Origin of the sequence: Amycolatopsis thailandensis (assembly GCF_042723255.1) — a bacterium.
GTDB lineage: Bacteria > Actinomycetota > Actinomycetes > Mycobacteriales > Pseudonocardiaceae > Amycolatopsis > Amycolatopsis thailandensis.
In genome coordinates, this window is the sequence record NZ_JBHXJK010000094.1 from 1 (window position 1) to 20,458 (window position 20,458).

The 20,458-nt window shown below is 68.4% G+C and carries 10 protein-coding genes; all 10 read right to left on the reverse strand.

The window, feature by feature from the left end:
• Positions 1–469: 469 nt before the first annotated feature.
• Positions 470–3,619, reverse strand: coding sequence for an amino acid adenylation domain-containing protein (locus ACFWMR_RS30000; RefSeq protein ID WP_378380805.1), 3,150 nt, complete (start codon positions 3,617–3,619; stop codon positions 470–472).
• A 56-nt stretch (positions 3,620–3,675) separates the two neighbouring features.
• A complete protein-coding gene (locus ACFWMR_RS30005) occupies positions 3,676–9,867 on the reverse strand; it encodes an amino acid adenylation domain-containing protein (protein WP_378380806.1) in 6,192 nt (2,063 codons plus the stop codon).
• A gap of 2 nt (positions 9,868–9,869) precedes the next feature.
• Positions 9,870–11,822: an ABC transporter ATP-binding protein gene (locus ACFWMR_RS30010; RefSeq protein ID WP_378380807.1), complete on the reverse strand. Its 1,953-nt coding sequence runs from the start codon at positions 11,820–11,822 to the stop codon at positions 9,870–9,872.
• Positions 11,823–11,939: 117 nt separating this feature from the next.
• Positions 11,940–12,773 (reverse strand): prephenate dehydrogenase, encoded by an 834-nt coding sequence (locus ACFWMR_RS30015; protein WP_378380808.1) that lies wholly within the window; start codon positions 12,771–12,773, stop codon positions 11,940–11,942.
• Positions 12,774–12,909: 136 nt separating this feature from the next.
• Positions 12,910–13,875 (reverse strand): ParB/RepB/Spo0J family partition protein, encoded by a 966-nt coding sequence (locus ACFWMR_RS30020; protein ID WP_093934228.1) that lies wholly within the window; start codon positions 13,873–13,875, stop codon positions 12,910–12,912.
• A 1,164-nt stretch (positions 13,876–15,039) separates the two neighbouring features.
• Positions 15,040–15,648, reverse strand: a complete 609-nt coding sequence (gene vanX / locus ACFWMR_RS30025; RefSeq protein WP_378380809.1) for a D-Ala-D-Ala dipeptidase VanX — start codon at positions 15,646–15,648, stop codon at positions 15,040–15,042.
• On the reverse strand, positions 15,645–16,688 hold the full coding sequence (vanA-Ao2, locus tag ACFWMR_RS30030) for a D-alanine--(R)-lactate ligase VanA-Ao2 (RefSeq protein WP_378380810.1): 1,044 nt from the start codon (positions 16,686–16,688) through the stop codon (positions 15,645–15,647). The genes vanX and vanA-Ao2 overlap by 4 nt, the downstream gene beginning before the upstream one ends.
• Position 16,689: 1 nt before the next feature.
• The gene (gene vanH / locus ACFWMR_RS30035; RefSeq protein WP_167406116.1) at positions 16,690–17,721 is read right to left on the reverse strand and encodes a VanH-AOV family D-lactate dehydrogenase; all 1,032 of its coding nucleotides are present in this window, start codon (positions 17,719–17,721) and stop codon (positions 16,690–16,692) included.
• Between the two features lie 358 nt (positions 17,722–18,079).
• The gene (locus ACFWMR_RS30040) at positions 18,080–18,541 is read right to left on the reverse strand and encodes a hypothetical protein (protein ID WP_093934224.1); all 462 of its coding nucleotides are present in this window, start codon (positions 18,539–18,541) and stop codon (positions 18,080–18,082) included.
• A 161-nt stretch (positions 18,542–18,702) separates the two neighbouring features.
• On the reverse strand, positions 18,703–20,055 hold the full coding sequence (locus tag ACFWMR_RS30045) for a hypothetical protein (protein WP_378380811.1): 1,353 nt from the start codon (positions 20,053–20,055) through the stop codon (positions 18,703–18,705).
• Between the last annotated feature and the right edge of the window lie 403 nt (positions 20,056–20,458).

Consider the following 20,458-nt stretch of genomic DNA (forward strand, 5'->3'; position numbering starts at 1 on the left):
CTCTCGGGGCTTTCGCGACTTCCCACACCCCCGTGCGAGCGGGCGGCGTTGTGGGTAATGCCACTTTCACAACGTTGAAGGTTGCCAAAGTGGCTTTCGCAACACCCCTGCTCCACCCGACCGCGCCGGGCCGGGTGGCGTGGTCGTGAGCGAAGGCGAGACTCGCGTGATCAGAGCCGTCACTCGCGTGATCAGAGCCGTGACTCGCGTGATTGGAGCCGGAACCCACGTGATCAAGAACGGAACTCACGTGATCAGAGGCGTGACTCGCGTGTCCAGGAACGGAACTCGCGTGTCAGACGGCGAACTTCGTGAACGTCATCTGATCACGCGAGTTCCGTATTTAATCACGCGAGTTACGGCTCCAATCACGCGAGTTACGGCTCTAATCACGCGAGTTCCGTCTCTGATCACGAATGATCGCCGCCTGATCACGCGAGATCGTCATCTGATCACGCGAGAAGTCCCGTCAGACCTGCCGCGCGTCGTCGAACTCGGCCTCGAATTCGTCGATTTCGTCCTGACCGAGATCGAGGAGTTCCGTGTCCGACGCAGGCTCGGCCGGAGCGACCGCCGGATCACCCGGGGCGATGACCGCCGCGAGCCCAGCCGGCGTCCGGTGCTCGAACACGTCAGCCACGTCGAAGGTGATCCCGGCTCGCAGCGCACGCGCGGTCAGTTTCACCGAGTAGATCGAATCGCCGCCGATCTCGAAGAAGCTGTCGTCCACACCGACCCGGTCCAGGCCGAGCACCTCGGCGAAGAGTTCGCACAACGCCCGCTCGGGCTCCGTGCGCGGCTCCCGGTAGGTCACGCGTTCGCTGAAATCGGGGTCCGGCAACGCTTCCCGGTCCACCTTGCCGTTCGCCGTCACCGGGAGGGCAGGCAGCACGATCACTTCCGCGGGCACCATGTACTCCGGGAGCACCTTGGCGATCCGGGTGCGCAGCCTGGTGGGATGCACCTCGCCCTCGGAAACGACGTAGCCGATCAGACGACCGTCGCGCGCCACCACCACGGCCTGGTCGACGCCCGGCTGTTCGGCCAGCACCGCCTCGACCTCGCCCGGCTCCACCCGGTGCCCGCGGATCTTGACCTGGTCGTCGGCCCGGCCGGCGAACACCAGCTCACCCTCGTCGCTCCAGTACGCCAGGTCGCCCGTCCGGTACATCCGCTCACCGGCGGCGAACGGATCGGCGACGAACCGCTCCGCCGTCAACCCCGTCTGCCCCTGGTAGCCGTGCGCCACCCCGGCGCCGGCGATGTACAGATCGCCCACGACGCCCTGCGGCAACGGACGCAGGAAAACGTCCAGCACGTACAACCGCCGCCCCGGCAGCGGACGGCCGATCGGCAGCGTCGGCCCCACCCGGTCACCGGGCTCGATCGCCTTCCACGTCGCGCACAGCGTGGTCTCCGTCGGACCGTAGGTGTGCCAGACCCGCAGCCCCGGGCACGCTTGGCGGACTCGCTCGACCTCTTCGAGCGGGACGACGTCGCCGCCCGCGGACACGTCGCGCAACCCCGCGAAGGATTCCGGCGACTCCTGGACGAGTGCCCGGAAGTGCCCGGCGGTGAAGTTCACCGCGGTGAGCCCGTCCGCGACATGGGCGGCGAGCCTGGCCGCGTCGACGACGCCCGGCTCGGTGATCATCACCCGCGCGCCCGAGGTGAGCGGCGCCCAGATGTCGTACAGCGACGCGTCGAAGGTGTGCGGGGCGTGCATCAGCACCGTCTCGCCTTCGCGCAGTTCCCAGCCCGGTTCCCCGGCCAGCGCCGCCACTCCGCCGTGCGGGATGGCCACGCCCTTCGGGGTCCCGGTCGATCCGGACGTGTACATCACGTACGCGGGATCGTCCGCGCCGACCGGGACGAGCGCGACCTCGCCGTGGTCGGTTTCCTCCATCAGGACCCGCTGGTGACCCGGCGGCACCGCGGCCGCGGTCCCGGCCCGGCACACCACCGCCGCGACCGCGGAATCGGTCAGCATGAACGCCACCCGGTCCTCCGGGTAGTCCGGATCGACAGGCACGAACACCGCTCCGGCCTTCCACACCCCGAGCCAGGCGGCGAGCACCTCGGCCGAGCGCTCCAGCAGCACGCCGATCCGGTCGCCGCGCCGCACACCACGCTCCACCAGCGCTCGCGCCACCCTGCCGGACCACCGGTCGAGTTCCGCGTACGACCACGACCGGCCCCCGGCCGTCACAGCCGGCGAGGAAGGCGCTTTTTCCACCTGCTGAAGGAAAAGCGTCACCGGTGACGGCGCGGCGATCGCGTCGCCGACGTCGTTCCACCGCTCGACGACCAGCTCTCGTCCGGCGCCGCCCACCATGTCCAGGCTGCCCACCGGCGCCTCGGGGGCGGCGATCATTCCCTCCAGCACCCGGAAAAGCCCGTGCAGGACCTCCCGCGCGGTGTGGTGTTCGACCAGTTCCGGCAGGTACTCCACCTCGGTCCGCAGGCTCTCGCCCGGGATCACGCCCATCAGGATCGCGTACGGCGCCGACTGGTGGAACTCCTTCAGGCTCAGCTTGAGCTCGCGATCGGAGCCGCCCTTGGCCGCGGGGTCGACGTAGTTCTCGAACGACAGGATCGTTTCGAAGCTCGCCCCCGGCAGCTTCTGGATCTCTTGCAGGCCGAGATGCTGGTGCGAGATGAGCCCGGCCTGCCGCTCCTGCAGCTCCGTCAGCGTCCGCAGGACGGACTTCTCGCCGTCCAGCCGCACCCGCACCGGCACGGTGTTGATGAACAGGCCCACCACGTTCTCCACACCGGGAAGATCCGCCGGGCGCCCGGAGACCACCGCGCCGAACACCACGTCACGACGGCGCGCCAGACGGGCGAGCACCAGCGCCCACGCGCCCTGCACCAGCGTGTTGAGCGTCAATCCGTTGCGGCGCGCGAAATCCACCAAGGCGGAGGTGAACTCCGGCGAATAGGCCAGCGCCTCCCTGGCCTGCTGCCCCGGGGACTTCCGCGCCTTTTCGGGGATGCCGAGCGCCGATCGCTCGGCACCGGCCAGCTCTTCTTTCCAGGCCGCACGGGCGGATTCCTTGTCCTGCGCGTCGAGCCAGGCCAGGTAGTCCCGGTAGGAACGGGCGGACGGCAGCGAAGTGGTGACACCGCCCCCCGCGTAGATCTTCAGGAGTTCCGATTCGAGCAGCGCCCGCGACCAGCCGTCCATCACCAGGTGATGGCTGGTCGTGATCAGGCAGTGCTTCTCCGGGGCGAGCCGGATCAGCATGAGCCGCAGCAGCGGCGGCTTCGCCACGTCGAACTTCCTGGCGCGCTCCTGCTCCGCGAGCACGTCGACCTCGGCCAGCGCCTCCCGCTCGGCGAGATGGGACAGATCGCGCTCCTCCCAGGGGAGTTTCACCTCCCGGTGGATGAGCTGCACCATCTCACCGGACTTCCGCCGGACGAAACCCGCGCGCAGCGACGGGTGCCTGTCGACCAGCGCCTGCCAGGACGTCCGGAACCGTTCCGGGTCGAGAGGGCCGTCGATGATCAGCGTCTGCTGAATGCGGTAGGTGTCCGGCGCCTCGGCGTCGAGCGCGAGGTGATAAAGGATTCCCTCCTGCATCGGTGACGGCGGCCAGATTTCCGCAAGCGCCATTCCGGAGGACGGGGACGGAGTATTCACGAAGATCTAGCCTCCATTGCTTTACACCGCTATTGCCGGAGTTCGGCCGCCAATGCTTCGAATTCCTCGATCTCGTCCTGGTCCAGTTCGAGCAGGGCGAAGTCGGAAGCCGTATGTCCCCCGGCCGAAGGATCTTCCGCCTGCCGGGCCAGTCCTGACAACATGTCCAGCCATTCCTGGCCCAGCCGCGCGATCTCGGCCTCGCCGAAGACGTCGCCCGACCATTCCACCATGAGCGCCAATTCGGGACCATCCGGCAAATCCTGGACGATCGCGTTGACTTCGATCGGATGCGGCAGATTCATGTCCGGATCCATCGAGCCGCCGATGTCACCGACGAGCTGCCACGCCCGCACGTCGCTTTGGTCGCCGGCGACGAACCGGCCCATGTAATTGAAGCCGATCCGCGGCGACGGGCTTTCCGCGAGAACCGGTGTCTTCCCGTCGTGGGGATACCGCAGCAAGCCGTATCCGAGGCCGTCGCCGGGTACGGCCCGCGACTGTTCCTTGACCGCCTTGAGCAGCCGTCCGGCCGCCGGGCCACCGGCGAGGACGTCCGCCAGATCGATCCCCGCCACGTCGAGGCGGATCGGATACGCGCTGGTGAACCAGCCCACCGTCCGGGACAGATCCATCCCGTCGACCGGATGACGGCCGTGGCTTTCCACCTCGACCACCACCGCGTCCCCGCCGCGCCATCGCGGCACCGCGCCCGCCAATCCGGCCAGCAGGACGTCGTTCACCCCGCAGTGGAAGACCACCGGGGCCCGGCCCACCAGCACCGCCGTCTCGGCCTTCGGCACCGTCCACGACCGCGAGCGGATTTTCCCGGTCGACGTGGGTTCCGGCAGCGCCTCTCGCCCGAGGATCGCTTGCCACACCGGCAGTTCCGCGACCCGCGTCTGCTCCGCCAGCAGTCCGGTCCAGCGCCGGAACGACACTCCCACCGGCTCCAGCGCCGGCTCGCGGCCTTCGGACACCGCCTCGCAAGCGGCTCGCAGATCCGACGACAGGATCCGCCACGACACACCGTCCACCACCAAGTGATGCGCGACCACGACCAGGCGTCCCAGCCGATCCGGACCGGCGTCGATCAGCACCGCCTGGACCATCACGCCCGCGAGCGGGTCGAGCCGTCCCACCGCGTCCCGCGCCGCGTTTTCCACGGCCTCGTCCACGGAACCGTCGACCCGCACGCACTTGACCATCGCGGCGACGTCGAGCGAACCGCGCTCGGCCACCACCAGACGTCCGTCACCGACCCGCGCCCGCAGCATGTCGTGCGTGTCCACGACGGCCGTCAGCCCGGCGACCACCGTTTTCTCCGTCAGCGCCGAAGGCGTGCCCAGCACCATCCACTGCGCGAAGCCCGGCGCCGCGGCGTCCTCACCGAACATCCGCATCACCGGCGTCAGCTCGACGTCGCCGACGCCGTCGTCCGGCACCGTCTCCTGCCGCGGCGCGGGGATTTCCGCCACCAGCTGCGCCAGCCGCTCGGGGGTGCGGTGTTCGAACACCTGCCGCGGGGTCAGCGAGATCCCGTCACGCCGCGCGCGGGCGGCCACCTGCATGGACGAGATCGAGTCCCCGCCCAGTTCGAAGAAGCTGTCCTCGACCCCGACCCGCGCCAGTCCGAGGACCTCGGCGAACATCTCGCACAACAGCCGCTCGACCTCGGTCGACGGTTCCCTGCCGACCGTCTTCGACGAGAAGTCCGGTTCGGGCAACGCCTTCCGGTCGATCTTCCCGTGCGGCGTCAGCGGCAGGACGTCCAGCGCCATCACCGCGGCGGGCACCATGTACGCGGGCATCCGCTCCGCGAGTTCCCGTCGCAGCGCCTCCGGATCGACGTCGCCCGGCGACACATAGGCCACCAAGCGGCCTTCGCGGACGGTCACGGTGGCCTGGGTGACGTCGGGCCGGTTGGACAGCGCGAACTCGATCTCGCGGGGTTCGACCCGGAACCCGCGGATCTTGACCTGGTCGTCGGCCCGGCCGGCGGACACCAGTTCACCCTGATCCGTCCAGTACGCCAGGTCGCCCGTCCGGTACATCCGCTCACCGGCGACGAACGGATCGGCGACGAACCGCTCGGACGTCAGCGCCGAGCGGCCGAGATACCCGCGCGCCACCCCGATCCCGGCCAGATACAGCTCACCGGTGACCCCCGGCGGCAGCGGGCGCAGGAACGCGTCCAGCAGATACCCGCGCACCCCGGCGATCGGCCCCCCGAACGGGATCACCGCCCCGTCCGGCGCCAGCGGCATGCTCACCGTCGCGCAGATCGTGGTCTCGGTCGGCCCGTAGGCGTTGATCATCCGGCGGTCGGCCGACAGGCGGTCCACCAGGCCCGGCGGGCAGAGTTCCCCCGCCGCGGTCACCGTCTCCACCCGGTCCGGCAGCGCGTCCACGGTGGCCAGCACCGACGGCGGAGCCTTCACGTGCGTGACGTCCCACCGCTCCAGCGTGTCGGTCAGCGAAGCATGCGGCGGCAGGTCCTCGTCCGGCGGCATCACCAGCGTCGCCCCGGAAAGCAACGCCATCATCACCTCGGACACGATGGTGTCGAAGCCGAGCGCCGCGAACTGCAACACCCGCGAGGACGGCTTCACGGCGAGCCGTTCGATATGCGCCATCGCCAGATTGCCCAGGCCGGAGTACGTGACGACGACGCCCTTCGGCGTTCCGGTCGATCCCGACGTGTAGATCACGTACGCCGCGTCGCGCATCGCGATCCGCGGCAGGACCGCGCCCGGTGCCCGGGGCAGGTCGAGTTCGTCCAGCACCACGATCCGGTCCGCGAACTCCTCCGGCACCGCGTCGCGGGTCTTTCCCTGGCACACCACCAGCATCGGATCCGCGCTGCCGAAGATCAGCTTCACGCGCTCGGCCGGGTACAAGGGATCCACCGGGACGAAGACGCCGCCCGCCAGTGACACCCCCAGCATCCCGACCAGCCACCACGATGACCGGCCCACCACGAGTCCGACACGGCGCTCGCGGCCGACCCCGCGTTCCCGCAGGACGGCGGCGAACCTGACCGCCCGATCCCACAGTTCCGCGTACGTGAGGTCGCCCTCGCCGTCCGCGACCGCCACCGCGTCCGGCCGCTCCGCCGCCATCCGCCCGATCAGCGACGGCAGCGGCTCGTCCGACACCAGCGCGGACTTCCAGCGGGGCAACGGGATCTCGCCCATGTCGGTGCGGCCGACGAGCCGGGACGGATCGGCGGACACCGCTTCAAGGGCACCGACGAACCAGTCGAGCAGCGAGTCGGCGACGGCCCGGCCGATCTGCCCACGCCAGTAGGCGAGCTGGATCCGGAACCGTTCTCCCGGGATGACCCCGACGGTCACCGGGTAGTGGGTCCCCTCGATGGTGCCCAGATACGTGAACCGGTCGGCGAAGTCCCGCGGATAGTTCTCGAACACCAGCAGCGTGTCGAACATCGCGCCGGGCCCGGCCGTCTTCTGGATGTCCGTCAGCCCCAGGTGGTGATGCGGCATCAGGGCGACCTGACGGCGCTGCAACCCGGTCAGCATGTCCACAAGGGACTCGTCACCGTTCAGTGAGACCCGTACGGGGACCGTGTTCATCATGAGCCCCGGCATCGACTCCACCCCGGACAGTTCCGGGGGACGGCAAGCCACCGTGGTGCCGAACACGACGTCGGTCCGCCGCGCGAGCCGCGCCAGCACGATCGCCCACGCGCCCTGGACCACCGTGTTCAGCGTCAGCCCGTGGTCGCGGGCGAAGTCGGTCAACCGCGTGTGCAGCTCGGGGGAAAGATGGGTGACGTGGTAGTCGTATTCGGTCGCGTCGTCCGATTTGGCGACCAGCGCGGGCACGTCGAGGTCCGACAGTTCCGCCTGCCAGGCCTCGCGCGCCGCTTCCTTGTCCTGCCGCTCCAGCCAGGCAAGGTAGTCCCGGTAGGACGCGGCACCCGTCCGGTCCGGGAACCGGCCGCCGGAGGTGTACGCCTCGGCGACCTCGTTGAGGATGACCGCCACCGACCAGCCGTCGGTCAGGATGTGGTGGTTGACGACCAGCAGGCGATACCGCTCGTCGCCCACCCGGATCAGCACCAGCCGGAACAGCGGCGCCTTGGTGAGGTCGAACCTGTCCCGCTGCTCCGCGGCCGTCACGGCTTCGACGGCCGCTTCGACGTCGCTCGCGCCGGTCAGATCGACCTCGCGCCACGGCAGGTCGACGTGCCCGGCGACGGCCTGCACCGCCTTGCCCGACGAGAGCCGGTGGAAGGTCAGCCGCAGTTCGGCGTGCCGGGCGAAGACCGCTTCCCACACCGCCCGCAGCCGGGCCGTGTCCAGCGGTCCGGTCAGCTCCACGATCCACTGGGTCTGGTAGATGTCGGGGCCCTGGTCGTCCAGGGTCGTCTGGAAGAGCAGGCCCGCCTGGAGCGGCGCCAGCGGCCAGACCTCTTGTGCCCCGGGAGCGGCGATCGCCAGCTCCGCCTCGTCTTCCTCGGTCAGGTCGATCAGGGGGCCGTCGGCGGTGGCGTCCGCCGGTACGGCACGCGCCACAGCGGCCAGCCGGCCGGGGGTCCGCTCCCCGAAGATCTGCGACGGCGTCACCAGCAGGCCCGCTTTGGCCGCACGCGCGGCGACGCGCACGGCGAGGATCGAATCCCCGCCCAGGTCGAAGAAACCGTCGTCGACACCGGCACGTTCGATGCCGAGCACCTCGGCGAACAGTCCACAAAGGACACGTTCGGCCTCGGTGACGGGTTCCCTGCCGTCGGCCTTCGCGGTGAAGTCGGGGGCGGGCAAGGCCGCCCGGTCCACCTTCCCGTTGCCGGTCAGCGGAAGCGCGTCCACCGCGAGCACCACCGCCGGGACCAGGTAGTCCGGGAGCACCGCGGCGAGCCGCTCGCGAACGAGAACGGGGTCCACCTCGGCCACCACGTACCCGATCAGTCGCCCGTCGATCGGCACCACCACGGCCTCGTGGACGTCCGGTTGCGCGGTCATCGCGGCCTCGACCTCACCGGGTTCGACCCGGAACCCGCGGATCTTGACCTGGTCGTCGGCCCGGCCGGCGAACAGCAGTTCGCCGTCCGCGTTCCACTGGGCGAGGTCACCGGTCCGGTACATCCGCGCGCCCGGCGAGGACGGATCCGCCACGAACCGCTCGGCCGTCAGCGCCGTCCGGTCCAGGTAGCCGTCCGCCAGACCGGCGCCGGAGAGGTACAGATCGCCGACCACCTCCGGTTCCACCGGCCGCAGCGACGCGTCGAGCACCCGGGCGTGCCGGCCCGAGAGCGGACGGCCGATGGGCAGCACCGAACCCAGTTCGCCGCCCGGTTCGAGCACGTGCCATGTCGCGCACAACGTCGTTTCCGTCGGGCCGTAGAGATGCCGGATCCGCGCGCCCGGCGCGGCTTTCCGAACACGCTCGACGGCGTGCGCGGGCACCAGGTCACCGCCGGTCAGGATCTCGTCGAGCCCCGCGAACGACTCCGGCGATTCCTCCGCCACCGCACGGAAACTGCCCGCGGTCAGATGCGCCCGCGTCACCCCGGACGCGACCGCTTCCCGCAGCCGCCGGGCGTCGACCTGTCCGGGCCCGGCGATCACCACCCTGGCGCCCGACACCAGCGGAACCCAGATCTCGCACAGGGACGCGTCGAAGGAATGCGGCGCGTGCATGAGGACCGCGTCGTCCGGGCCCATCGCCCAGCCCGGATCCCCCACCAGCTCCGCGACACTGCGATGCGGCACGGCCACGCCCTTCGGCGTACCCGTCGAGCCGGAGGTGTACATGATGTAGGCCAGGTCTTCCGGACGCGCCGTGCTCACCGGCGCCTCGCCCGGCTCGTCACCCGTGACGACGATCGAATCGATCCCCGACGGCGCCTTGCCGAGTGTCGCGGCCGAGCACAGCATCAGGGACGCGCCCGAATCGGCCAGCAGGAAAGCGATCCGCGGCGTGGGATACGCGGCGTCCACCGGTACGTACGCCGCCCCCGCCTTCCAGACGGCGAGCAGCGCCACCAGCAGGTCCGCCGAACGGTCCAGCATGACCGCGACGCGACCGCCCCGGCGGACACCGCGTTCGGCCAGCCGTCCGGCCAACCGGCCCGCCAGCGCGTCGAGCTCGGCATAGGTGAGGACCCGGTCCCCGTCGACCACGGCCACCGCGCCGGGTGTCCGGGCCGCTTGACCGGTGAAAAGAGCAAGGCTCGTCTGCGCTGCGGAACTCATCGTCACCCTCCATGGCCCATAAAGGTGGCCACCGGCTCAGGTTCGTCGTCGATCTCGGGCTCCGGCTCCGGCTTGGGGCCGAAGCGGTCGGGATTGGCGAACTGCGTCCGGTACAGCTCCGCGTACAGGCCGTCCTGCGCCAGCAGTTCGTCGTGCGTCCCGCGTTCCCGGACCGTTCCCCCGTCGATCACGAGGATCTGGTCGGCCTCGCGGATCGTGGACAACCGGTGGGCGATCACGATCGAGGTCCGGCTGCGCAGCGCGGTCTTGAGCGCCCGCTGGACGGCGGCCTCCGATTCGGAGTCCAGATGCGCGGTGGCTTCGTCGAGGACGACGACGGTGGGCGCCTTCAGCAGCAGCCGGGCGATGGCCAGCCGCTGCTTCTCCCCGCCCGACATCCGGTAACCGCGGTCGCCGGTGACGGTGTCGAACCCGCGCGGCAGCGACTCGATGAGATCCCAGATCTGGGCGCCCTTGCACGCCTCGATCAGTTCTTCTTCGGTGGCCGTGGGCCGCGCGTAGAGCAGGTTCTCCCGGATCGTGTCGTGGAAGAGGTACGCGTCCTGGCTGACCACGCCGATCGTTTCGCGGAGCGAATCGAAGGTGAGGTCCTGGAGATCGCTGCCGCCGACGCGGACGGTCCCGGAATTCGGGTCGTACAGCCGGGAGACGAGATGGGTGATGGTGCTCTTCCCGGCTCCGGACGGGCCGACGAGCGCGGTGAGCGTCCCGGCGGGAGCCTGGAAGCTGATGCCGCGCAGGACGTCCGCCGACAGTTCCTCGTTCTCCCGCTTGGTCCGCAGGTGTTCAAGCGACGCCAGCGAAACCTCGTTCGCGGTCGGATAGCGGAAGGTCACGTCGTCGAACTCGATGTCCGGCGCGACGTCCTTCTCGAGTTCACCCGCGCCGGGGCGTTCCTGGATCAGCGGCTTCAGGTCGAGCAGCTCGAAGATCCGGGAGAAGCTCACCACCACGGTCTGCGCGGTCTCCTGCAACCCGGACAGCTGGGTGATCGGCCCGAGCAGCCGCCCGAGCAGGGTGGCGATGGCGATCAGCGTGCCGAGCTGGAAGGCACCGTCGATGACTAGCCCGCCGCCGATCCCGTAGACGACCGCCGTCGCGATCGAGGCCATCAGCGCCATCATCGCGAAGGACATCCGGCCCCAGATCGAGATGCTCACGCCGATGTCGCGGATCTTCCCGGACCGGTCCCGGTAGTCGGCCATCTCCTCGTCCGGGCGGCCGAAGAGCTTGGAGAGCATCGCCCCCTGGACGTTGAACCGCTCGTGGAGCAGCCCGCCGAGACCGGCGTTCGCCTCCATCAGCCGTCCGGTGCGCTTCTGGATCATCCGCCCCACGTAGACCCAGGGCACGACGAACAGCGGGATCAGCACCAGCGTGACGACGGCGACGAGCCACGACAGGTAGAACATCTCGGCCAGCACCAGCAGGACCGTGACCGCGCTGGTGGCCGACATCAGCAGGTGGCCGAACGACTGCTGGGCCATGATCAGTTCCGTGTGCAGCCGCCCGACCAGCACGCCGGTCTGGGTGCGGGTGAAGAACGCGACCGGCAGACTCCGGACGTGGTCGATCGCCTGGACCCGGAGGTCGTAGGTGACCCCCTCCCCCATGCGCGCGGAGACATAGGCCGAGAACAACGACAGCAACGCGCCGACGACGGCGAGCGCGGCGGTCAGGACGGCCATCAGGATCACGACGCCGAAGTCGTTCTTGAGGATCCCGCCGTCGATGAGCTCCTTCATCAGCAAGGGGGTCGCGATGACGACGGCCGCCTCCAGCGCGGCGATGACGATGAAGAGCGCGACCAGGCCGAGGTGCGGGCGGAAGTAGGCGAGCACGCGGCGCACCGTCCCCGGACGGACCCTGCTCCCCCAGGGATCGGGATCGTCGTCGCTCTTGGTCGGTGCCCCGAAGTTCAACACCACGTCCATACGGTCATTCCTCCCACGCGCGAAGTCCGCGATCTCAATCGTGCTGAATCGTGTCGATGTCCACGAGGGGGTTCAAGCGAACTTCGCCGTACTCCCACTGTCCACAAGCGACACCGTTCAGGCTCCCGGTACCGAGATCCTCGCCTGACCGTCCACTCCGCGTCGCAGCAGATCCGTCAAATCGTCGAGCTCACCGGACCGCAGGGCCGTGGCCGCCGCGGCGAGGTCGGCCGCGACACGGTCGAGCACCTCGGCCACCGCCACGGCGTTCCCGGCAAGAATCCGCTGCCACAGCAAGGGATTCCCGGCGGCGATCCGGGTCACGTCACGCAGCCCCTGCCCGGCGAGGCTGATCGCGACGTCGTCGCCGCTCGCCAGGCTCGCGGCCACCGCCGAGGCCGCGACGTGCGGGGCGTGCGACACCAGCGCCACCGCCGTGTCGTGCTCGTCCGCACCGACGGTGACGGCCTTCGCTCCGCACAGCGACACCAGTTCCCGCACCAGCCTCATCGCGTCCGCGCCGGTCCCGGGACCGGGGCAGAGCGCCCAGGCACGGCCGTCGAACAGCTCCGCACGGGCGGCGGACGGGCCGGACCGCTCCCGGCCGGCGAGCGGATGCCCCGGCACGTAGGAGGTCAGGTCGCAGCCGAGCCGCTCCGCGTCGGCGATCGGGCCTGCCTTTACGCTGGCCACATCGGTGTAAACCCGTGCCGCTCCTTGTTTCTGGAGTTCGGCCAGCCGTTCCCCGACGAGGTGCGGCGGCACGGCGAGCAACGCCAGATCCACTTCCTCGCCCGACCATTCCCGGCCGGCGCCGAGCTCCCGGGCCAGCGCCACGGCCTGCTCGTCGATGTCGGAGAGGCGCACCTCCACGCCCTTCGCGCGCAGAGCCAGCGCCGCCGACGTGCCGATCAGTCCGGTACCCACGACAAGCGCCTTCTCGATGCTCACTCCTCCTTCTTAAGCCGCTCCCCCGGCCGTGTCGAGACGCGGGAATTGGGCACCGCCTGGAAAAACGCCGGGGCGAAGGGGACAGTCCCCTTCGCCCCGGATACCGCCGAACGCTCCTACCCGATGTCGTCCGTGATCATCGTGCGGCCAGATCGGTGGCGCGGTGCTCCAGGTGATCCGCGAATCCCGCCCAGACCCTCGCGTGTTCCCTGGCGAATCCGGCGACCACGCCGTACAGATGCGGCGGGACGCCGTGCAGGATCCGTTCCCACTCCTGTCCGTCCATGGAGTGCATGGCGAGCATGCGCAACAGGATCCGGCCGACTTCGCTCAGCCGCAGCGCGGGATCGGCCTTGAGGCGTTCCAGTACGACGATCCGTTCCTGGTCCAGCTCGTGACCGAGATCGGGCTCCGTCAGGGTCAGCGGATGCTGTTTGGTCCGCAGTCTCCGGTTGCCGTCCGGGGTCGGGCTCTCGCCGCGCTCCAGCCTGCCCCGCACGTCCCGGACCGTTTCCGGGGAGATGCCGACCTGCTTGGCCACCTGCCGGAGCGAGAGGCCGGGGTCGTTGCGGATGAGGTCGGCCGCGAGTTTCCGCCTTTCCGAACTGTCGACGGGCCGGATCCGCCCGTCCCGCCCGATCCTGGCTTCGTTTCCGCCCTCGCCGCCGCGTCTTCGAAGATCCGCCACCGTGCCCGCGGAGATACCGGTCGCCGAGGCCACCCGCCGGTCGGACCACTGTGGATGGGTCCCGATGATCTGGACGGCCGCCCGTTTGCGATCGGCCAGCGAAAGCGGCAGGCCGTGCCGGATGTTCGCTTCCACGGCCAGGACGAAGGCATCGGATTCGGTGCCGTCGATGAATCTTGCCTGAATTTTGGTGTCGCCTCTGACTCTCGCCGCCTTGAGCCGATGCAGGCCATCGATCACCCGCATCGTCGGTCGGTGAACGAGAATGGGCGGAAGGTCCCATTCTGCCGACAGCAGTGTCTCGACGTGGTCCGGATCCTCGCCCGAAGTGCGCGGCGAGCATACGGACGACAGCCGCGACAGCTCGATTTCGACGACCGGGAGAGCGGACAGGTCAACTCTCGTCGGATCCACCTAGCCCCCACAGAATCTGTTGTTCGTCAACTTTTGGACATGGCACTGAATCCACCGTCCAACTGCTCGGACTCGGTGGTTGGACACCACGATTCCCGTCCAGCACGGATCTCGGCCGCGCGGAGGGCGTCCTCGACGGTGAGGACTTTTGAACGCCGCCGGCGGGCCGCGTACTCGCGGCCGCCCCTCGGTCTCCCAGATGACCGATGGCAGCGGGCACTTCGACGAACCACCGCGGCGAAAGGACATTCGCTCCTTCGCCCCGGATCGTGCTCCCTCCAAGACATTCGCTCAGCGGCTTCGGTCCGGCAAGGGCCTACACCCGGTCAGCCCGAAGAAGCCGGACCTGCCGCGGGCGAGGTCTCGGAGATTTCTTCATCGTTCTCGTCACCGGTTCGGATCAGTGGTTCACCGGCCGGAATCTATGACTTCCTCGCGGTCGCGAGACACCGTCGCACCCCCCTCAAAGCCCCAGTAAGTGCGCGCTCTGTCAACCCCAGCAAGAGTCGCGCACCGCTTCAGCATGGCACGGTCAATCGTTGTCGGCAATTGACGAACAGGGTAATTCCGCAGCCGAACGGCCGTTCAAGATCGATATTCGAAACTTCAACTTCGGTATTGACGCGCTCGCCGAGCGTAAGTACAGAGCGGCCGCCCAAGCAGCTCACGGACGTAACGGGTTAGCCTGTTTGCACGCATTGCTAGGCCGTTCGTGGACCTCGAATTCCCGCGCGGGATCGCCACGGCTCCCGGCCGCACTGTTCCGCCCTTCGACACTTATTCACACGAACGGTCGAGCGACGTCTCCCAGTGGATGGTCGTCACCTCCGCGCGCGGGACACCCCGGACGGCCGAACGGGTTTCACGGTTGGACAGCGGGCGAAACCCGACGGCCGACGCGCCGGGAGCAAAGTGAGGGGTGCCAAGGTTGACGGGTCCGCCACCTCCTTCACCCAGGAGGGGGAGCACCCCGTCGATCCCGGAGGAGGTTTCCGTGGGCACCGACAAGCCCGGCTGAGATCGACGATTCCCCCTGCGGGGTGAGCATTTTTCGCCGCCGGACGGCTAACGTGGTCCGGAGACGGCGATGCCGCGGGGCCCACTCGGGGGCACCCGCGGCATCATCGTCACCGACCGGACGGACACCGGTCTTCTTTTCGTCGCCTAAGCGATGGGAAAGTCGAAATAGGTGTCCGGATACGGTTCGTTCTTCAGGTTGTAGTGCCACCACTCGCATTCGTACGAGCTGAAGCCGCTGTCCTCCATGATCGAACAGAGGTGCGCGCGGTTCTTCTCCTGCTCGTCCGTTATGCCCGCCGCGCCGTGATGCGAGACGACGTCCATCACGTCGTGATCGCCACCCATGTCGGCGAGCTCACCGGTGTCCAAGTGGTAGAGCGTCAGGTCCACCGTGCTGCCCCGGCTGTGGCCGGACTTGGTGGCGACGTAGCCCTGCTCGAACATCTGGGGACGGTCGATGTTCGGGTAGTGCCTTGCCTTCTTCCGGCCGTCTTCGGGCTCTTCCGCCCAGCGCATGAAGCGATCCACGGCGCGCTGTGGACGGTAGACGTCCCAGAGGAGGAGGCCGAAGCCGAGCGACTCGGCCTTGTCCCGTGCCTTCTCCAGCGCCGCGCAGAACGCGCGCGTGCCGACGACGCGGTTCACCAGGTAGCCGTCCACCGGCTTGCCGGTGAAGTTGTCCCAGGTGGCGTACTTGGCGTCCCAGCGGATTCCGGACACAACCTCGTCTACGAAGACGAAATCGTCTTTCATCCGTTGCGACCCGCCAGGGTCAGGGTCACCAGCCGGTCGATCACTTCACCGAGCGGGATACCGGCGGCCGCCATCATCCGCGGGTACCGGCTGTAGGAGGTCAGGCCCGGCAGGGTGTTGACCTCGTTGAGGACGACGCTTCCGTCTTCCTTGAGGAAGAGGTCGACCCGCGCGAGCCCGCTGCAGCCCAGGGCGCGGTAGATGACCTTCGCGGTCTCCTTGACGAGCTTGCTCGACTCCTCCGGGATGTCCGCGGGAACGATGAAGCTGGAGTTCTCGGAACCGGTCTCGGGGCTCTCTTCCTGGTGGATCTTGAAGAACCCGTGGGTCAGCGCGACCCGGTCGACCTCACCGGTCAGCAGGTCGTCGCCGCTGCCGAGGACGGAGCAGCCGATCTCGCTGCCGATGACGGCTTCCTCGATGAGGATCTTGCCGTCGTACTGACGCGCCTCCGCCAGGGCGGCGGGCAGCTCTTCCTTCGAGGAGACCTTGCTGACGCCGAAGGACGAACCCGAACGGGCCGGCTTCACGAAGACGGGGTACGTGAGCTTGTCGGCGTCGATCTCGTTGTCCGCCGTGACGATGTGGAAGTTCGGCGTCGCGATGCCCGCCTCGCGGACGACGGCGTAGGTGAGGGACTTGTCGATGCACATGACCGAGCTCGGGAGGTCGCAGCCGACGTAGGGGATGCCGGAGAACTCCAGCAGACCCTGCACCGTGCCGTCTTCGCCGAACTTGCCGTGCAGGACCGGCAGCACCACGTCGAGGGCGATCGTCTCGTACTTGCCCTCGTCCAGGACCAGCAGGCCGTGCACGCCGCGGTCCGGCGACAGGACGGCGGGGCGGGGGTTCGCGGTCTGCTCCCAGTCGGCGGAGGGGCCGTCGCACAGCATCCAGGAACCACTCAGGGTGATCCCGATGTAGTAAGGCTCGTACTTTTCGAGGTCGAGGTTCTTCGCGACCTCGGTCGCAGACTTGATGGAGATAGGATGCTCTTCGGAAAGCCCGCCGAACAGAATTCCGATTTTCAGCCTACCCATGCTACTTCCCGCTTTCGAATTGGAGACAATTGATGATGCTGTTTTCAACAGTGTCACTCAGCGCGTGGTCGGTGTAATAGGCGGTATGCGGACTGACGATCACGTTCGGCAGATTCTGCAACCGCAGGAGCGGCTTGCCGTCGATGGCCTTGTTCCGGCAGTCGGCGTAGAATATCCCTTCCTCGCCTTCGAGGACGTCCAGCGCCGCGCCACCCAGTTTCCCGCTTTCCAGGGCCGCGATGAGGGCCTCGGTCTCGATGAGCGGACCACGTCCGGTGTTGATGATGTACGCGCCGTGCTTCATCCGCTCGATGGCCTGCTGATCGAGCAGGTGATAGGTATCCGTGGTGAGCGGCACATGGAGCGACACGATATCGCTCTGCTGGAGCAATTCCTCCAGCGGAACGTAATCGGCCGCGGCGGTCAGGATGGTGTCGTAGGCCAGCACCTTGCAGCCGAACCCGCGCAGCCGCTCCAGTACCGCGACCCCGATCCGCCCTGTTCCGACCACCCCGACGGTCAGATCGCGCAGCTCTTTTCCGCGCACCTCGTTCAGCCGGTAGTCGTGCTCGTCGGTGCGGCGGATGATGGATTTGGCGTCACGGACCGCCATCAGCATCAGCATCAGCGTGAAGTCGGCCACGCTGTCCGGCGAGTAGGCGACGTTGCCGACGGTGATACCGACGCTCGCCGCGTAGTCCACATCGATGTGGTTGAAGCCGATGCTCCTGGTGGAGATGTACTCGACACCGATCTTGCTCAGCGCGAGAAGAATCGAGTTCGTGATCGGGGTTTTATGACCGATACTGATGCATCGATTTCCGACGGCCAGTTCGATATTGGTCTCGGATACCGGTTCCTCAGCGATTGTCGGCGTGATACCGAAACGCGGCGCCATCTCGCGGAACAAGGCGGCCTCGTCCTGTCCGCAACCGTAAATGGTGATTCCCCTCGCCAAGACGGCCGAGGAGGACGCGGACGCCAGCGATCCGGTGCTGGGGGCAGCTGATCGCGCTGGTTCGCTGTAGGTCATGCCGGACATTGTAGGCAGCACGATATTCCCGGCTCGGATGGGGTTTTCGAGGCGCCGACAATATGTTACCGCTTGGTAGCGGCGTGTGCACGGCGTGTCGATCGTCCGTGGTGAGCCCCTGCTCCACGAGGCTCCCCACCTGCTCCCGGGCTCCTGTCACCGATCTTGCCCGCCCGGCCGCCGCGCCGGAACCGGCCCGTGACCGGTGCCACAAACCCTCGCCACCAGGTGATCAACGCCTCAGCCCCCGGACCGGGGGATGCGACGGGGCTCACGCTATCCGGATCGCGGCCCGTCCAGAGCGAAAACAAAGGAATTGCCGCTCTTATTCACTCTGCGTATTCAATCCACGGTGCGCTCAAGCCCGATATGGGCCTTGGTGCCCGATATCCGGGCTCACCCGCGGGGCCCGGCCCTCCTGCCCCGGCACCGGGGTGACCGTCGGCTGCTCGGCGACGTCGGGCCGGTCGGGCTCGCGCTCCCGATAGCGGGACTCGACGACGTGGTCCTGACGACGACGGGCGAGCACCGCCAAGGTGAGCACGTGGGCCACCGCCATGAGCAGCAGAAAGACGCCCAGCCTGCCGACGAACGCGGCGGTCGAACCGGACCAGTCCGGCGCGACGACCGCCAGCAGCGCCAGCACCCCGATCGCGGCCAGGTGGAAGACCGTCACCATCATCCAGGCCACCGATCCGCCGCCCTCGCGGCCGTCCGGTCCGTTCAGGTAGCGGCGGGCGCCCCGGTACAGGATCTGGCCGTCGGCCACGACGAAGATCAGGCCGATGATCAGGAACCCTGGGAGCTCGTTGTCGGGCATCGTTGCCTCCTCCGTTTCCCGGGGGATACCCACGGGAGACGGGGTGCTGAGCCCAATGCCTCGATCGTGTGACCACACAGCCGGGTGCGGAGGGTTCGAGACGTCGACGTCCCGGATCCTCCGCACCCGACCGGGCCCGGCCGCGACCGGTCACCGAACGGTCAGCGAATGCCCTGCGAAATGAGCTCCCCCAGGCCTTCGACGTCGCCGAGCGCTGCTCGCAGCTCGGCGGCGTACTCTTCAGCCCCGGCCCGCAGGCCCCGTTCGATGACGCCCGCCGCGTCGAACGCCTCGACGTCCCCGCCGCTCAGCGCGGCGACGGACTCCTTGACCACAGCGCCCAGCAGCAGCTCTTCCGGCACCACGGGTGCCCCTTCCAGCGGCCAGACGAGGTCGTCGAGCACTCCCTGCCCGCAGACCTCGCGGACCAGGCCCGCTGCGGTGATCCCCGGCACCCGGACGCCCTCCGGCAGCACCGCGCGGACGCTCAGGCTGTGCGAAAGCCAGTGCAGCAGCTGCGCGTTCACCTCCAGCTTGACCGGCCTCGGCGTCAACCACAGCGTGAGGTTCACGTAGTACTCGGTGAGGCGGTCGAGCACCTCGCCGCCCTTCTGGAAGCCCCACAGGTTGAGGTCGAAGTAGTGGTGCCAGGTGGCGTCGGCCACGATCCGCCCGACCCCGGCGGCCGCGCCGTCGTACACACTGGACACGCCGTAGACCTGGCCGTTGCGTTTGTCGGTGCCCTGCGCGACGATCTCGGGCTTCGGCTGCCCCAGGCGCCCCGCCGGCCACACGTCCGTCGGGAACCGCTCGGGGATGAGCAGCTGCCCCTCGTGCATGTGGTCCGGGAAGACGGTGATCGGACCGCGCCTGCCCTGGAACAACGGATGCGGCCTGCCGAACCGCTTCCGCAGGATCAGCTCCTGCGGATACGGGTCGAGGTCGTTCGGGATCGGCTGGTTGACGTCGTTGCCCCACGGGTCCGGCTGGTGGGTGTTGTGGCTGAACTCGATACTCGCGTCCGGCCGGTCGTTCCACACCCGCAGCTCACCCGCGCGCGGCACCCGGTGCCCCAGTGCCCGCCCCAGGTTGAGATAGTCGGCCAGCGACGGATCCGCTCCCGGCAGGCGCGGGTTCGAGTGGTCGCCGGTGATGAGCACGCCGCCACCGGCGTCCATCCAGGACCGCAGCGCCGCGACCTCGGCGTCCACGAGTTCGTTCTCCGGCTCCCCCGGCATGTTGGACTGCAACAGGCCGAAGAACCACACCTGCTCATATCTTCCGAGCACGTCGGACGTGAGTTTCTTGGCGGCGTGCCCGCCGTCGTGCCGATTGATCAAATCGATCTCGAACTCGGCGAAGAACGGTTGGTTCGCCAAGATCACATCACGAAGAATACCCAGCGAGAAACCGCCGTTCCCGGTGAAGCCGAAAGCGTCGGTGTAGAAAAGAATTCTGATCTTGGGTTTGGCGGCCGGACTGACCTGATCCGCGACGATACGTGCGTCGAACATCGATGAATCCCCCTTGCCTGAGGCGCAGTGCCGTCCTCCCCGGCAGCGCTCTCCCTTCCACGTATACCGGAATTCCCGGCGGGCGGTGCGGCGTCCGGACTCGGCTGGGAAATTCGGTGGGATCAAGCGCCGGAGCGGACGGAATCCCTTCTTTCAGGTCACGATGCTTTGGCTTCCCCGTTATCGGCCGGTCGGGACGGTCGCGAGTGGGCCGGGGTGCCGCTTCCCAGCACGATGGCGCGGGCCGGACAGTCGTGTGATCCGAGCGTGGGGGGGTTAATGTGGGTGTTAGAAAACAAAACACCCACGACGCCCCGACCCCCCTTGGGGTATTTTTTTAGGGGGTGGCGGTGGTCTTAGCGCTGGTGGAGCCCGGCCCACACCAAACACCAACGCCCACCAG

Bases quoted from the DNA above. Each gene is read 5' to 3' on its own strand.
- ACFWMR_RS30000 (WP_378380805.1), bottom strand. From the start codon at position 3,619: ATGGCGCTTGCGGAAATCTGGCCGCCGTCACCGATGCAGGAGGGAATC.
- ACFWMR_RS30005 (WP_378380806.1), bottom strand. From the start codon at position 9,867: ATGAGTTCCGCAGCGCAGACGAGCCTTGCTCTTTTCACCGGTCAAGCG.
- ACFWMR_RS30010 (WP_378380807.1), bottom strand. From the start codon at position 11,822: ATGGACGTGGTGTTGAACTTCGGGGCACCGACCAAGAGCGACGACGAT.
- vanX (WP_378380809.1), bottom strand. From the start codon at position 15,648: ATGAAAGACGATTTCGTCTTCGTAGACGAGGTTGTGTCCGGAATCCGC.
- vanA-Ao2 (WP_378380810.1), bottom strand. From the start codon at position 16,688: ATGGGTAGGCTGAAAATCGGAATTCTGTTCGGCGGGCTTTCCGAAGAG.
- vanH (WP_167406116.1), bottom strand. From the start codon at position 17,721: ATGACCTACAGCGAACCAGCGCGATCAGCTGCCCCCAGCACCGGATCG.
- ACFWMR_RS30040 (WP_093934224.1), bottom strand. From the start codon at position 18,541: ATGCCCGACAACGAGCTCCCAGGGTTCCTGATCATCGGCCTGATCTTC.
- ACFWMR_RS30045 (WP_378380811.1), bottom strand. From the start codon at position 20,055: ATGTTCGACGCACGTATCGTCGCGGATCAGGTCAGTCCGGCCGCCAAA.